This is a genomic window from Sphingomonas sp. BL-S-29 (genome assembly GCF_055521495.1).
The window spans coordinates 2915623-2930003 of record NZ_CM145482.1; the positions used below are offsets into that span (position 1 = coordinate 2915623).

General features: G+C 65.7%; 17 protein-coding genes. 10 read left to right on the forward strand and 7 right to left on the reverse strand.

Features of this window, described 5'->3' with window-relative positions; all coding sequences use genetic code 11:
- Positions 1 to 92: 92 nt before the first annotated feature.
- A complete protein-coding gene (locus ACZ1I2_RS13995; protein WP_465173533.1) occupies positions 93 to 239 on the reverse strand; it encodes a hypothetical protein in 147 nt (48 codons plus the stop codon).
- Between the two features lie 175 nt (positions 240 to 414).
- Here ACZ1I2_RS13995 and pspF point away from each other — a divergent pair, with 175 nt between their 5' ends.
- Both pspF and ACZ1I2_RS14005 read left to right on the forward strand, forming a co-directional pair.
- Positions 415 to 1458 (forward strand): phage shock protein operon transcriptional activator, encoded by a 1044-nt coding sequence (gene pspF, locus ACZ1I2_RS14000; RefSeq protein ID WP_465173531.1) that lies wholly within the window; start codon positions 415 to 417, stop codon positions 1456 to 1458.
- An 89-nt stretch (positions 1459 to 1547) separates the two neighbouring features.
- Positions 1548 to 2156 (forward strand): superoxide dismutase, encoded by a 609-nt coding sequence (locus ACZ1I2_RS14005; protein WP_465173530.1) that lies wholly within the window; start codon positions 1548 to 1550, stop codon positions 2154 to 2156.
- A gap of 330 nt (positions 2157 to 2486) precedes the next feature.
- Here ACZ1I2_RS14005 and ACZ1I2_RS14010 read toward each other — a convergent pair whose 3' ends face one another.
- From ACZ1I2_RS14010 to mtaB, 3 genes are read right to left on the reverse strand one after another with little or no spacing between them, the layout of a single operon-like run.
- Complete coding sequence (locus ACZ1I2_RS14010) at positions 2487 to 3104, reverse strand: septation protein A (RefSeq protein ID WP_465176836.1); 618 nt, start codon at positions 3102 to 3104, stop codon at positions 2487 to 2489.
- Positions 3094 to 4035: a signal recognition particle-docking protein FtsY gene (gene ftsY, locus ACZ1I2_RS14015; protein WP_465176835.1), complete on the reverse strand. Its 942-nt coding sequence runs from the start codon at positions 4033 to 4035 to the stop codon at positions 3094 to 3096. Before ftsY ends, ACZ1I2_RS14010 begins: the two co-directional genes overlap by 11 nt.
- Positions 4032 to 5279, reverse strand: coding sequence for a tRNA (N(6)-L-threonylcarbamoyladenosine(37)-C(2))-methylthiotransferase MtaB (gene mtaB / locus ACZ1I2_RS14020; RefSeq protein ID WP_465176834.1), 1248 nt, complete (start codon positions 5277 to 5279; stop codon positions 4032 to 4034). The genes ftsY and mtaB overlap by 4 nt, the downstream gene beginning before the upstream one ends.
- Before the next feature lie 23 nt (positions 5280 to 5302).
- Between mtaB and ACZ1I2_RS14025 the strand changes: the two genes are divergently transcribed.
- A complete protein-coding gene (locus ACZ1I2_RS14025) occupies positions 5303 to 5884 on the forward strand; it encodes a DUF924 family protein (RefSeq protein ID WP_465173526.1) in 582 nt (193 codons plus the stop codon).
- On the opposite strand, the gene ACZ1I2_RS14030 is transcribed toward ACZ1I2_RS14025, so the two are convergent.
- Entirely contained in the window at positions 5859 to 7499 is a 1641-nt protein-coding gene (locus ACZ1I2_RS14030; RefSeq protein WP_465173525.1) for a putative bifunctional diguanylate cyclase/phosphodiesterase, read from the reverse strand. The genes ACZ1I2_RS14025 and ACZ1I2_RS14030 overlap by 26 nt on opposite strands.
- Positions 7500 to 7756: 257 nt before the next feature.
- Between ACZ1I2_RS14030 and ffh the strand changes: the two genes are divergently transcribed.
- From ffh to rimM, 3 genes are read left to right on the forward strand one after another with little or no spacing between them, the layout of a single operon-like run.
- A complete protein-coding gene (gene ffh / locus ACZ1I2_RS14035) occupies positions 7757 to 9259 on the forward strand; it encodes a signal recognition particle protein (protein WP_465173524.1) in 1503 nt (500 codons plus the stop codon).
- Positions 9260 to 9286: 27 nt separating this feature from the next.
- Complete coding sequence (gene rpsP / locus ACZ1I2_RS14040) at positions 9287 to 9988, forward strand: 30S ribosomal protein S16 (RefSeq protein WP_465173523.1); 702 nt, start codon at positions 9287 to 9289, stop codon at positions 9986 to 9988.
- A complete protein-coding gene (gene rimM, locus ACZ1I2_RS14045) occupies positions 9988 to 10467 on the forward strand; it encodes a ribosome maturation factor RimM (RefSeq protein ID WP_465176833.1) in 480 nt (159 codons plus the stop codon). Before rpsP ends, rimM begins: the two co-directional genes overlap by 1 nt.
- Here rimM and ACZ1I2_RS14050 read toward each other — a convergent pair.
- Entirely contained in the window at positions 10457 to 11368 is a 912-nt protein-coding gene (locus ACZ1I2_RS14050) for an NAD(P)/FAD-dependent oxidoreductase (RefSeq protein WP_465176832.1), read from the reverse strand. The genes rimM and ACZ1I2_RS14050 overlap by 11 nt on opposite strands.
- A 104-nt stretch (positions 11369 to 11472) precedes the next feature.
- On the opposite strand from ACZ1I2_RS14050, the gene ACZ1I2_RS14055 reads away from it, so the two are divergent.
- From ACZ1I2_RS14055 to rplS, 4 genes are read left to right on the forward strand one after another with little or no spacing between them, the layout of a single operon-like run.
- Complete coding sequence (locus ACZ1I2_RS14055) at positions 11473 to 11745, forward strand: AbrB/MazE/SpoVT family DNA-binding domain-containing protein (RefSeq protein ID WP_465176831.1); 273 nt, start codon at positions 11473 to 11475, stop codon at positions 11743 to 11745.
- Positions 11738 to 12115 carry a PIN domain-containing protein gene (locus ACZ1I2_RS14060; RefSeq protein ID WP_465173519.1) on the forward strand — a complete coding sequence of 126 codons (378 nt, stop codon included), beginning with the start codon at positions 11738 to 11740 and terminating at the stop codon, positions 12113 to 12115. Before ACZ1I2_RS14055 ends, ACZ1I2_RS14060 begins: the two co-directional genes overlap by 8 nt.
- Complete coding sequence (trmD, locus tag ACZ1I2_RS14065) at positions 12112 to 12843, forward strand: tRNA (guanosine(37)-N1)-methyltransferase TrmD (protein WP_465176830.1); 732 nt, start codon at positions 12112 to 12114, stop codon at positions 12841 to 12843. Before ACZ1I2_RS14060 ends, trmD begins: the two co-directional genes overlap by 4 nt.
- A gap of 1 nt (position 12844) precedes the next feature.
- Positions 12845 to 13234, forward strand: a complete 390-nt coding sequence (gene rplS, locus ACZ1I2_RS14070) for a 50S ribosomal protein L19 (protein ID WP_465176829.1) — start codon at positions 12845 to 12847, stop codon at positions 13232 to 13234.
- 613 nt (positions 13235 to 13847) lie between these two features.
- Here the strand turns inward: rplS and ACZ1I2_RS14075 are convergent.
- The gene (locus ACZ1I2_RS14075; RefSeq protein WP_465176828.1) at positions 13848 to 14357 is read right to left on the reverse strand and encodes a lipocalin-like domain-containing protein; all 510 of its coding nucleotides are present in this window, start codon (positions 14355 to 14357) and stop codon (positions 13848 to 13850) included.
- Between the last annotated feature and the right edge of the window lie 24 nt (positions 14358 to 14381).

Consider the following 14381-nt stretch of genomic DNA (forward strand, 5'->3'; position numbering starts at 1 on the left):
CTCTCCTAATAGGTACGCAGGATACTGGGTGAGGGTTGAAGGGGTGCCGGGGCGGTGCAAGGGGTGGCCGCCCCGGCAGCGCCGCCTGACGATCAGGCGGCGGTCTGGGTGTAGAGGGCCGCCGGAGCGGCCTGGGCCGGCGCGACGGCGCCGAGCAGGAAGGTGGAGCCCAGCACGACCGCACAAGCGACGGCTGCGACGGTGTGGCGGAGGTCGCCGGCTTTGTAGCGGTTCTTCATGGCGTAATTCCCTGTAACTGGTTGTCCGTGTCGCCCTGTTGGGCAGATGCCAGGAGTATTGCAGGGAGCGTGCCAGTTTCTAAAAGCTCGGTTTTCCGCCATTTTCGGCTGAACGCCACATGAACCGATCTAAAATATCTTGCCAAGCCTTGGGAATTTACGCCAAGGCTTGGGCATGGATCGCACTACCCAGGTCATCGGCCAGTCGAACGTTTTTCTAGAGACGCTGGAGCGCGCCAGCCGCGCGGCCGCGCTCGACCGCCCGGTGCTCGTCATCGGCGAACGCGGCACCGGCAAGGAGTTGGTCGCCGAGCGTCTCCACCGCCTGAGCCCACGTTGGGACCAGCCTCTGGTGGTGATGAACTGCGCTGCCTTGCCCGAGACGCTGATCGAGGCCGAATTGTTCGGGCATGAGGCAGGGGCCTTCACCGGCGCGACCAAGTCGCGCGTCGGGCGGTTCGAGGAAGCGCATCGCGGAACCCTGTTCCTCGACGAACTCGGCACCTTGTCGATGGGCGCGCAGGAAAGGCTGCTGCGCGCGGTCGAATATGGCGAGATCACCCGGATCGGATCCTCGCGACCGTTGCAGGTCGATGTCCGCATCGTCGCGGCGACCAACGAGAATCTGCCCGACAAGGTGGCGCGGCACCAGTTTCGCGCCGATCTGCTCGACCGGCTGTCGTTCGAGGTGGTGACCCTGCCGCCGCTCCGTGCGCGTCCCGGCGACGTGATGGTGCTGGCCGAGCATTTCGGGCGGCGCATGGCCTCCGAAATGGGCTTTGACGACTGGCCCGGATTCGGCCCCAACGCGATGGCGGCGATGGTCGACTATCAATGGCCCGGCAATGTGCGCGAGTTGCGCAACGTCGTGGAGCGCGCCGTCTATCGGTGGGAGCAGGCAGGGCCGATCGATGCGATCGAGTTCGACCCGTTCCATTCACCCTATCGGCCGGCACCGGCCGGCGCGCCCCTGACGCCCGCGCCGGTGTTGACGGCGCCGCCGGAAAGCGCGCAGCCCGTGACGGCACCGGCGGAGGAGGCCGATGAGGCACCGTCCGACTTCAAGACGCGCATTGCCCGGTTCGAGCGCGATCTGCTGACCAAGGCGCTTGGCGAGCATCGCTTCAATCAGCGCGCCACCGCGGAAGCGCTTGGGCTGAGTTACGACCAGCTTCGCCACGCGTTGAAACGCCATGGGCTTATTTCCGCCGGGGCGTGACGGAATCGGTTGCGTAACGAGGCTGTCGGACCCATTTCACCGGCTCGGCGTTGCGTCAGTGACCCGCGCATTTCCAAGGAGGATGACTCATGGCTTTCGAACTGCCCCCGCTTCCCTACGCCTATGACGCGCTGGAGCCGACCATCAACGAAGAGACGATGAAGTTCCATCACGACAAGCACCACAAGGCCTATACCGATAAGCTCAACGAGGGCGTCGAAAAGGACCCCTCGCTGGCCGGCAAGACGATCGAAGAGATCCTGGCCGTGATCTCGACCCAGCCGCCGCTGGTCCGCAACAATGGCGGCGGTTTCTGGAACCATGACTTCTTCTGGAAGATCATGACCCCGGGCGGCGGCACGCCGTCGGGCAAGCTGGCGGAGGCGATCGACGCCTATGGCGGGCTCGACAAGCTGAAGGAAGATTTCAACGGCAAGGGCGCCGGCCAGTTCGGCTCGGGCTGGGCATGGGTGATCGCCGACGCCGATGGCAAGCTGCAGGTCACCAGCACGCCGAACCAGGACAATCCCCTGATGGACGACGTTGCCGTGAAGGGCACGCCGATCCTGGGCAATGACGTGTGGGAGCACGCTTATTACCTGATCTATCGCAACGACCGCCCCGGCTATCTCAAGGCGTGGTGGGACGTGGTGAACTGGGACGAGGCGGGACGCATCTACGACGGCGTGGTGGGCTGATCTACGGAATTCCTCCCCTGAGCGGAGCTCAGGGGAGGGGGGCGTAGCTGCGATCAGCGACATGCCGGGGGCATGTCGCGGCAGCGAAGCCGGGTTGCGGAGCAACCCGTGGCGAAGCTGGCGGAGGGGTTTGGAGCGCGGTGAACGCGTCTAAGTAGGAACGGTGAGAGTTGCGGCGTTCGCGCGGAGCCGGTCTATGCCAGGCCCCGCCCGACCAGCCCCTCCACCGCCTTCGGCGCGTTCGAGCGAGATCCTATTCCCCGGATAGGATCTTGTTCTGCCGGGGGCAGAACAAAGCTCGGACGCCCTCCCCGTTCCGGGGAGGAGTTTTTATCCCTCAGGCGGGACCGGCGGCTCTTGCCCTGTATTCAGCCCGTGCTTCATCAGCATCGGCACATTGGCGACCGCGAAGACCAGGGTCAGCGGAATCGCACCCCATAGCTTGAACGCCACCCAGAAATCGGTGGTGCTGTTGCGCCACACAACCTCATTGAGCACCGCCATGCAGGCGAAGAAGATCGTCCAGTTGATCGTCAGCTTGCGCCAGCCCTGTTCGGTCAGACCGGGATAAGCGGTCTCCAGCAGCGACTGGAGCAAAGGGCGGCCGGTTGCGAGGCCGAACGCCAGGATCGCCGCGAAACTGGCATAGACGAAGGTCGGCTTGATCTTGATGAAGGTCTCGTTGTGGAAATAGAGCGTGGCGCCGCCGAACACGAGCACCAGGGTTCCGGTCATCCACAGCATCGGCGAGATGCGGCCGGTCTTCCAGCGCGAGACGACCATCGCGATCGCGCTCGCGACCATGAACGCCGTCGTCGCCGCGAGCAGCCGCGCGATCTGCGGGCCGCCGCTCATGAAATTCACGACGAAAAAGACCGCGAGCGGCGCGACGTCGATCGCGAGACGGAGGCCGGGGCCGACCGGGGGAAGCTTGGTTTCACTTGCCATGGCGAACCCCTTCCACACCCGCGATGATCCGCGCAACCTCGTTCGCATCGAACGGCCGAAGATCGCCCATGCCCTCGCCGACGCCGATGGCGTGAATCGGCAGGCCATATTTCTCCGCCGCCGCGACCAGCACGCCGCCGCGCGCGGTGCCGTCCAGCTTGGTCATGATCAGCCCGGTGACGCCGGCGAATTCCTTGAACACCTCGATCTGATTGAGCGCGTTCTGGCCGGTCGTCGCGTCCAGCACGAGCAGGATGTCGTGTGGGGATTCCGGGTTGATGCGGCCGAGCACGCGGCGGATCTTGGACAGCTCGTCCATCAGCTCGCGCTTGTTCTGCAGGCGTCCGGCGGTGTCGACGATCAGCGCGTCGATCCCAGTGGCGGTCGCCTGCTTCACGGCCTCATAGACGATGCCGGCTGCGTCGCCGCCTTCATTGCCCGAGACGATCGGCACGCCGACCCGGCCCGCCCAGGTGGCGAGCTGGCCGATCGCGGCGGCGCGGAAGGTGTCGCCGGCGGCGAGCATGACACCATAATCCTGCTCGGTCAGATAATGCGCCAGCTTGGCGATGGTGGTGGTCTTGCCGGAACCATTGACGCCGATGACCAGGATCACCTGAGGACGTGGAAACGCCGCGATCTCGAGCGGTTTGGCGACCTTCGCCAGTACCTTCTCGATCTCCTCCGCGACGACCAGGCGGATGCCGAGTTCCTCCATGTTGCGCTCGAAGCTGCCCTCGGCGAGGCGCGCCCGGATGCGCGCGGCGGTCTCGGGGCCGAGATCGGAGGCGATCAGCGCTTCCTCGATCTCGTCAAGCGTCGCCTCGTCGAGGCGCGCGGCACCCAGGCCGGCGAGATTGCCGATCAGGCGATCGGAGGTGCGCTTGAAGCCGCCGAGCAGTTTGTCGTGCCAGCTTGGAGTAGTGCTCATGCAGGGATTCCGGTGAGGGTGGTGGTGCTGGCGCCGGTGATCAGGATGGGTTGGATACTCCCAACCTCCGTTCGTGCCGAGCCAACGGGGAGGGGAAAGCGTACTTCCGCGAAAGCCGGGGCATGGCCGCGGTCGCCGGGGCGCTCCACCAGGACCGGCTGGACGGTGCCGACCAGGTTTTGCTGCCAGCTCGCGCGTCGTACCGTGCCAGCCTCGCGCAACATCGCGGCGCGGCGCTTGCGCACTTCCGGCTCGACCTGCGGCATCCGTGCCGCGGGCGTGCCCTCGCGCGGCGAATAGGGGAAGATATGCGGGTGGACGATGTGGCAATCGTCGATCAGCGCCAGCGTGTTGCGGAACATCGCCTCGGTCTCGGTCGGGAAACCGGCGATCAGGTCGGCGCCGATCGCGATCTCGGAGCGCGCCGCCTTGAGCCGTTCGACCATCCGGACGCTCTCCGCGCGGTTGTGGCGCCGCTTCATGCGTTTCAGGATCATGTCGTCGCCCGCCTGGAGCGAGAGATGGACGTGCGGCATCATGCGTGGCTCGGTCGTCAACAGCTCGAACAGCCGGTCGTCGATCTCGATCGAATCGAGCGAGGACAGGCGCAGGCGCTCGAGCGTCGGGACATGGTTGAGGATGCGTTCGACCAGCAAGCCGAGAGAAGGCGTGCCGGGCAGGTCGGGGCCGTAGCTGGTCAGGTCGACTCCGGTCAGCACGATTTCGCGGTGTCCGGTATCGACCAGTGTCCGGATCCGGTCGATCACCCCGCCGGCCGGAACCGAGCGGCTGTTGCCGCGCCCGAACGGGATCGCGCAGAAGGTGCAACGATGGTCGCAGCCATTCTGCACCTCGACGAACGCGCGGGCGTGCGCGGCAAAGGCGGCGGCAAGATGCGGCGCCGTCTCGCGCACCTGCATGATGTCGCCGACCATCACCTCATCATGCGCTTCCCAGGCTTCCGGTTTCAATTTCTCGGCGTTGCCGATCACCCGGTCGACCTCGGGCATGGCGGCGAAGCTCCGCGGATCGATCTGCGCGGCGCAGCCGGTCACCACGATCTGCGCCCCCGGCCGGTCGCGGCGCGCGCGGCGGATCGCGCTGCGCGTCTCGCGCACCGCGCTGTTGGTCACGGCACAGCTGTTGACGACCACCATGTCGCGGGCGCCGACGAGCGTACGGATCGTCTCGCTTTCCGCGATGTTGAGACGGCAGCCCAGGCTGATAATGTCGGGCTCAGCCATCAGGGAGGCCGGAACGGTGGTACATGCGCGGTGATCTAGGGGCGGGTTCGGACGAAGTCCATGAAAAGGCCCATGCGATACTATCCTTCTGGTTTGACGAGGTTCCGGCGAAGAAGCGTTTCGGCAAGGATTTGGCGCTCGACCGCGAAATCGCCCAACGGTTCGGTGCATTGCGCGACGCGGTGCTGGCAAGCCAGGCGCGTGGCTGGCGGGACGACCCGGAGACTTTGCTGGGGGCGATCATCCTGCTCGATCAGTTCTCCCGCAACATCCACCGCGACACGGCGGCGGCGTTTTCCGGTGACGCGCTGGCGCTCGACCTGACGCGCGAGGCGATCGAGCGGGGCTGGGACGAACGGCTCGACCCGGACGAGCGGCGGCCCTTCCTCTACATGCCGCTGATGCACGCGGAGAGCCGCGAGGCGCAGGCGCTGTCGGTCGGCTGTTTCGAGCAACTCGGCAACGAGGAGAATCTCTCCTACGCCCATGACCATGCCGATGTGATCGCGCGGTTCGGGCGATTTCCGTCACGCAACGCGGCCCTCGGCCGGCAATCGACGCCCGATGAACAGGCCTATCTCAAACAGCCAGGCGCTGGCTGGTAGAAAGGCCGGCAGTTATCTCTCTGATATCGCCGGCAGCCGGCTGAAGCAGCAGGCGCCGCTCGGCGAGCAGGCGACGGGTGTTGGCGATGCTCATCGGCCGGCCGTAGAGATATCCCTGGCCTCTGGAGCAGCCAAGCGCGCGCAGCCGCTCCTCGATCGATGCGTCCTCGATACCTTCCGCGGTGATCGGCAGGTTGAGGCTGTCGCCGAGCCGGGTGATGGCATTGACGATCGCCGCGCTTTCGGAATTCTCGGTGATCGACATGATGAAGCTCTTGTCGATCTTGATCCGGTCGAAGGGCAGGGCGCGGAGATGCGCCAGCGACGAATAGCCGGTGCCGAAATCGTCGAGCGCGAGCCTGACACCCTGGTTCTTCAGGCTGGCGACGATCGACTGGGCGAGCGGCAGATTGTCGAACAGCGAGCTTTCGGTGATCTCGATTTCGAGCCGGGTCGCCGGGAAGCCGGTTTCGGTCAGGACCTTGATGATCTTCTGCGCGAGCCAGGCGTCCTTGAGCTGCCAGGGTGAGATGTTGACCGAAATCGACAGCGCCGGATTCCAGTCCTTCGCCGCCGTGAAGGCCTGGCGCATGATCGAGAGCGAGAGATCGGCGATCATGCCGGTTTCCTCGGCGATCGGAATGAAGGCCTCGGGCCCGACCAGGCCGCGTTGCGGATGCTCCCAGCGCGCCAGCACCTCGAACCCGCCGAGCCGGCCGGTGGTGAGATCGATCTGCTGCTCGAAATAGGGAACCACCTCCTGCCGCGGGATCGCGCCGCGCAGGCCGGCCTCGAGCTCGTTGCGTGCCTGGAGCTCGCGCTCCATCGACAGGTCGAACCAGGCGAACCGATTGCGGCCCGAATTCTTCGCGGCGTACATGGCGATGTCGGCAGAGCGAGTCAGTGCATCGATGGTCGCGCAATCGAAGTCCGAGCGGGCGATACCGAGCGAGACGCTGATATGGAGCTGAAGCCCCTCCGCCCTGAACGGCTGGGCGAGGCGCGACACGATTCGCTCGGCGATGCGTTCGACCGTGTCGGGATGGGCGGGGTCGAACAGAAAGGCGCAGGCGAACTCATCGCCGCCGAAGCGCGCGGTCAGCGCGATCGAGGGCATTGCGGCCGCGATCTCCACCGCGACCTCGCGCAATAGCGTATCGCCGATCGCGTGGCCGTGCATGTCGTTGATCGTCTTGAAATGGTCGAGATCGAGCATCATCATCGCCATCGCCTTGCCCCGGCGTTCGGCACGGGCGAACATCGCCGCACCCTGCTCGCCAAGGCTGCGGCGATTGAGGAAGCCGGTCAGCGGGTCCTTGGCGGCGAGCTGGTGCGCGCGTTCCTCGGCGGCGGCGCGGACCGTGACCTCGCGGGCGAGTTCGCGGTGGCGGCGCCAGCCGAACAGGATCAGGGCGACGTTGAGCAGCAGGGCGATGACCAGAGTCTGGTCTGTGCCTTCCCCACCGGAGAAATAATGCTGAAGCGTCGAGGACAGCACTGAACTGCCCGTGCCAATGAACAGCAGGATCGAGGCGACGGTAATTGCCCCACTGATCGAGTCGCCACGCGTGCTGGGCACTTCCAGCCCCGAGTCGTCGCCGATTTCACCCACCATCCCACGTGCCCCACGGATACTCATGCACCCCCTTTCCACGACAGGCGTATAGATCGGGTTAAGCCCGGTGCATGCAAATTGCCGGCGCGCACCGAGGTTGCGCGATCATGTGCGGTGCGCTAAGGGCCGCCGCGATCGTTTCCGTCATGGGATTCGTGAAGGGGTGCCCATAGGGCTACGCCGGCCGACGAGGTTTCGTCCGCCGGCGTTCTTTGCGTTTCTCGGGCCGGATGTCGATCCGGAATGAAAGGTTGTTGATGTTCGAGAGCCTGAGCGACCGTCTTGGCGGTGTGTTCGATCGACTGCGTGGGCGTGGTGCGCTGACGGAGGCGGACGTGCGCGCCGCGATGCGCGAGGTGCGCGTCGCGCTGCTCGAGGCTGACGTGGCGCTGCCCGTCGCGCGCGATTTCGTCGACAAGGCGACCGAGAAGGCCGTCGGCCAGAATGTGCTGCGTTCGGTCACGCCGGGCCAGCAGGTCGTCAAGATCGTCAACGACGCGCTGGTCGAGATGCTCGGCTCGGACGCGTCGGAGCTGGAGCTGGGCGTTACCCCGCCGGCCGTGATCATGATGGTCGGCCTGCAGGGCTCGGGTAAGACGACCACCACCGCCAAGATCGCGCTGCGGCTGGCGAAGCGCGAGCGCAAGAAGGTGCTGATGGCGTCGCTCGACGTCAATCGCCCGAACGCGCAGGAGCAGCTGGCGACGCTCGGCACTCAGGCGGAGGTCGCAACCCTGCCGGTCGTGCCGGGCCAGCAGCCAGTCGATATCGCGCGGCGCGCGATGCAGGCGGCGAAGCTGCAGGGCTATGACGTCCTGATGCTCGACACCGCCGGCCGTCTCCATGTCGACCAGGCGCTGATGGACGAGATGAAGGCGGTTGCCGACGTCGCCAGGCCGGCCGAGATCCTGCTCGTCGTCGATGCGCTGACTGGCCAGGACGCGGTCAATGTCGCAAGCAGCTTCTCCGCACAGGTGCCGCTGACCGGCGTGGTGCTGACTCGCATGGACGGCGATGCGCGCGGCGGTGCTGCGCTGTCGATGCGTGCCGTCACCGGCAAGCCGATCAAGTTCGCCGGCATGGGCGAGAAGCTCGACGCGCTCGAGGCGTTCCATCCGGGCCGTGTCGCGGGGCGCATCCTCGGCATGGGCGACGTGGTCGGCCTGGTCGAGCGTGCCGCCGAGGCGATCCAGCAGGAAGACGCCGAGAAGATGGCGGCGAAGCTGGCCAAGGGCCAGTTCGACATGAACGACCTGCGCGCCCAGCTTGGCCAGATGCGCCGGATGGGCGGGCTCGGCGCACTCGCCGGCATGATCCCCGGCATGAAGAAGGCGCAACAGGCCATGGCTTCGGGCGCGGTCGACGAGCGGATCCTGCTCCGGATGGACGCGATGATCACCTCGATGACGCCCAAGGAGCGCGCCAAGCCGGAGATCATCAACGCCAAGCGCAAGATCCGCGTGGCGAAGGGCAGCGGCACGACCGTGCAGGACGTGAACAAGCTGCTCAAGATGCACCAGGAAATGTCCACCGCCATGAAGAAGATCCGCAAGATGGGCGGGTTGAAGGGCATGGCGGCGATGCTCGGCCGAGGTGGTCCTGGGGGCGGCATGGGTGGCCTCGGCAATGCCCTTGGAGGCCCCGGCCTCGGCAACATGCTGGGCGGCAACGGCCCCGTTGGCGGCCCCGGATTGCCGGGGCTGGGCGGCGGACAGGCCAATCTGCCCCCCGGTTTCGAGAATTTGATCAAGAAGAAATAACGTAATCGAAAGAAGGAAGAAGAAGTAATGGCACTCAGCATTCGTCTGTCGCGTGGCGGCTCCAAGAAGCGTCCGTACTACCGCATCGTCGTGGCGGACGCCCGTTCGCCCCGTGACGGCCGCTTCATCGAGAAGCTCGGCACCTACAACCCGCTGCTCGCCAAGGACGATGACAAGCGCATCGTGCTCGACGGCGAGCGTGCGAAGCATTGGCTGAGCGTCGGCGCGCAGCCGACCGACCGCGTTGCCCGTTTCCTCGACGTCGCGGGCGTCCGCGAGCGTCCGGCGCGCAACAACCCGAACAAGGGCAAGCCCGGCGAGAAGGCCACGGAGCGCGCCGAAGAGCGTGCGACCAAGCAGGCCGAAGCCGATGAGGCAGCCGCTGCAGCCGCCGCCGCGCCGGCACCCGAGCCTGAGCCCGTTGCCGAGGAAGCTCCCCCGGCGCAGGACAGCAATGAGGAAGCCGAGGCCGTGATCGCCGCCGAGGTCGAAGCAGCGACCGAAGAGCCGACGCCGGAAGCCGAAGCGGTTGCCGAGGCAGTCGCCGAGCAGACCCCGCCGGTCGAAGCCGAAGCAGCTCCTGAAGCGGCAGCCGAGGAAGCCGCTCCCGAGGCAGCCGCCGAGGAGGCTCCCGCAGCCGAAGCGAACGAGGCGACCCCGGACAGCGATGCCGGCGACACCGACGAGACCGCCGAGGGCAAGTCGGCTCAGGCTCCGGCCGAGGGCTGATGCCTAAGGACGCCCCCGTCACGCTCGCCGTCATCATCGGCGCGCACGGCGTGACGGGGGAGGTCCGTCTCAAGGTCTTCACCGAGGACCTGAAAAGTTATCAACGCTTCAACGACGGCACGCTGACGCTCAAGTCGGTGCGCCCGGGCAGCAATGGCGCCATCGCGCGCATTGCCGAGATCAACGATCGCAACGCCGCCGAGGCGCTGCGCGGCACCGAATTGACGGTGCCGAGATCGGCGCTGCCTCCGCTCGAAGAGGGCGAATATTACCATACCGACCTGTTGGGCCTGCCGGCCGTCTCGACGACGGGCGAGGACCTCGGTCGCGTGGTCGCGATCGACGATTTCGGGGCGGGCGACGTGATCGAGATCGAGCGGCCCGACGGCAAGCGCTTCATGGTGCCGATGCGGCCCGAGGCAGTGCCTGAGTGGGACGCCGAGCGCATGGTCGTCGCTGCCGAGTTCGTCACCGCCTGATCGGGCGGCGCTCGTCGAGCAGGTTGCGGATCGTCGTCGCGGCGACGCCTGCTTCCCCCATCGCATGGCTGATCTGATCCAGCCCCTTCACCACATCGCCCGCCGCGAACAGGCCGGGGACCGAGGTGCGCTGATGGTCGTCGACCTCCAGGCACCCATCCTCCGAAGCCCGCGCCCCGGCCGCCACGGCGAGGCCCGAGCGGATACGCGAGCCGAGCGCGGGGTAGATGCTGTCGAAATGCAGATCGCCAGCGGGTGTCGTCGCGACGATCGTGTCCGTAGCCACTCGCAGGGGCGTGCAGGGGCCGTCGACATGGAGGATGCCCGCCTCTTCCAGCTTGGCGCGGCAGGTCGCGTCGAGATCGTGCGCGGCGCCGGGCGCGATCAGGGTGACGTCGTCGGTGTAGCCGCGAAGGAACAGCGCCTCGCGCATGCCATGCTCGCCGGTGCCGATCACGCCGACGCGCTGGTCGGTGACCTCATAGCCGTCGCAGATCGGGCAATAGCGCAGCAGCCCGCGCGACAGCGCTGCGTCATGCTCGTCGGCGGGCATGTCGGGGCGGTTGTTGAGCACGCCGGTTGCGAGCAGCACGGTACGGGCGCGGAAGACGGTACCGCCCTGGCCGACATGGACCTCGAACCCGTCCTCCGACGGGACGATCGCCGAGACCTCGGCCAGTTCGCGCCGGGCGCCGAAGCTTTCGGCCTGGGCCAGCATCAGGGCGAGCAACTCCTTGCCCGCGATGCCGCCCGGAAAGCCTGCATGGTTGTGCGTGCGCGGGATCAGCGCCGCGCGGCTGGAGCCGCAGTCGAACAGGCGGATCGAGAGATGGAAACGGGCAAGGTAGATCGCGGCGGTCAGCCCGGCGGGGCCGGCCCCGATGATGATGCAGTCTTCCATGCCCAGCCTTAAAGGTCGGCGGCGAGGATGGTTCCCGGCAGGTGGCAACGATTGACGGTATGAACATCGGAATGTATATACATTACGTATATACGGAGACTGATATGAACGCTCCACGCAAGTCGCGTACCTTCAAGTCGGGCAACTCGGTTGCCCTGAGGCTGCCCAAGTCGCTCGGCATCGAAGCCGGGGTCGAGATGACCGTGCGCGAGGAGAAGGGGCGGTTCATCGTCGAGCCGGTTGCGGCCGAACCGCGCAAGATCGATTTGACCGGCATCTATGGATCGATTCCGGGGCTGAAGTTGCTGACTTCCGAGGACCGTGAGTTCGAGGAGCGGGAACTCGACTGGGAAGGGAAGCTGCTGAAGCGTGACTGACCCGAAGTTTCTGCTCGACAGCAATATCCTGATCTATCTTCTCGGTGGTCTTTCTCTCGAAGCAAAGGCGCGAGTCGAGGAGCGTCCTGTCGAAACGATCGCAACCTCGGCAGTTGCGTTTGCCGAGGTGATGCTCGGAGCGAAGGCACTCGATGCGGAGCGGGAAGCGCGGCGGTTGTTCGCCAACCTTCAAGTCCTGCCGTTCGACGCCGAGGCAGCGCTTGTCTATGCGAGGTTGCCGTTCAAGCGCGGGCGCTTCGACCGCTTGATTGCGGCGCAGGCTCTGGCGCTGGGCCTGACCCTCGTCACCAACAACGAGCGCGATTTCGCCGACATCCCCGGCCTCAAGATCGAGAACTGGACCATATGACCTTCGCCGCCACCGTCCTGACGCTCTACCCGGACATGTTCCCCGGGCCGCTCGGCGTGTCGCTGGCCGGGCGGGCGCTGGGCGAGGGGAAATGGTCGCTCGATGCGGTCAATATCCGGGACTTCGCGGCGGACAAACACCGCACCGTCGACGATACGCCGGCCGGGGGCGGCGCAGGGATGGTTCTGCGCGCCGATGTACTGGCCGCGGCGATCGACAGCGTCGCCGATGACCGACCCATCCTGGCCATGACGCCGCGGGGCGCGCCGCTGAGCCAGGAGCGGGTCCGGGCGCTGGCCGAGGGGCCGGGCGTCACCATTTTATGCGGCCGGTTCGAGGGTTTCGACGAGCGGATCTTCGAGGGACGGCAGGTCGAGCAGGTGTCGATCGGCGACTATATCCTCTCCGGTGGGGAGATGGGCGCGCTGGTGTTGCTCGACGCTTGCATTCGGCTGCTTCCCGGCGTAATGGGCGCGGCTTCCAGCGGTGTGGACGAGAGCTTCGAAACGGGGCTGCTCGAATACCCGCAATATACCCGACCTGTTGAATGGGAAGGGCGCACGATCCCCGAAGTGCTGCGATCGGGGGATCATGCGAGGATCGAGGCATGGCGAAAGCTCATGGCCGAGACCGATACACGGCTAAGGCGGCCGGACCTTTGGGAGCGCCATGAGGGTGCTCGGGTCAGGTCGCCCTCTGGTGCGCGGCGACAGACGAAGGACGAATGAGATGAATCTCATCCAGACGATCGAAGCCGAGAACATTGCCAAGTTTCTCGAGAACAAGAAGATCCCGGAATTCCGCCCGGGCGACACGCTGAAGGTCGGCGTGAAGGTCGTGGAAGGCGAGCGCACCCGCGTTCAGAACTACGAAGGCGTGTGCATCGCGCGTTCGAACAAGGGCATGGGCTCCAACTTCACCGTGCGGAAGATTTCGTTCGGTGAGGGCGTCGAGCGCGTTTTCCCGCTTTATTCGCCGAACATCGATTCGATCGAAGTGGTCCGCAAGGGCGCCGTGCGTCGCGCGAAGCTCTATTATCTGCGTGGCCGCACCGGCAAGTCGGCACGTATCGCCGAACGCCGCGACACGCGTCCGGCCAAGGTTACCGCTGCCGAGTAATCGGTCAGGCATTTTCGCCGAAGTTTCGAACGGGGCGTGGGGACGATGGTTTCCACGCCCCGTTTCGTTGTGCCTGGAAGGGCCGGCGATCTCCAACAGCGACTCGGCTTTTGCGCTGTTGCGCGCAGCGCATTTTTTCTTTCCGCTGTTATGTTGGATTTTGGATCCGGATTTCCCCAATATTTATAGAGACTTGAGAGGCGATACCGCTGTTAAGCATAACAGCGGTAAAATCGGCCGAAAACAGCGGGAAAGTTCCGCTGTTTTCCGCTGTTACCGCGGTAAAAACATGCCTGAAATGATATCACGATGAGAAGGAGCGGGCCGGCGCAGATGCGCGCACCGGCCGCGCCTGCTGCCACACCGCGCGCGTGGGTTGAATCGAGCAGAGCTGACGATCCCCTATTCGATCCGGTCGTCATCGAGAAAATGGAAGCGCCGGCGGGCTCGTATCACGAGGGGCGCGGCGGCGATGGCTTTCGTGCCCGTTTTGCGTGCCGCGCAAATGCTTAACGCACGCGCATGAGGATGGCGGCGATCGTCCCGGAGAGCCGGGTGTGATGCTCGACCCAGGCGGCACTATGGAAATCATCGTGCATGGCCGCAGGCTTCGTCACGGACTCGCCCGTTTCCACACCGAATAGGCGATGGTGCCATTGCCCGAAGCGCTCGCCGGGACGGCATAGGACAACAGGTCGTTCGCGTAGGTGTAGTCGCGGACCTGCTTCCTGCCTTCCCAATTGGGGAAGGACGCTGCCTGGATGTCGAACAGCAGCTGGTGCCGCGCACGATCGACCGTCACCCGGCCGAAATGGGTGCTCGATCCCAATACGGCCTGGCGATATTCGTCGGGCGATCCGCTGGTCTTGTCGCCCGAGGCGAATTTGGGGCGGTCGACCCGAAAGATCTGCAGGCTGTAACGGCCCGACGCATCGACCGTCAGCAGCCCTTGGGGATGCTCGCCATAGCCCGTCACGCGTGTGCCGTCGGCGCGTATTTCGTAAGCGGATTCCATCGTCCAGGTGCCGGTCAAGGACAGCGGCGCGGGATCAGGGGGCGAAACGGCGGAGGCCGGTGCCAGAAGGAGCCAGCCCGCCAGCAGCATCGTGATGGGTGTCGACATGATCAGCGCCTTTCAGTGAGTAAC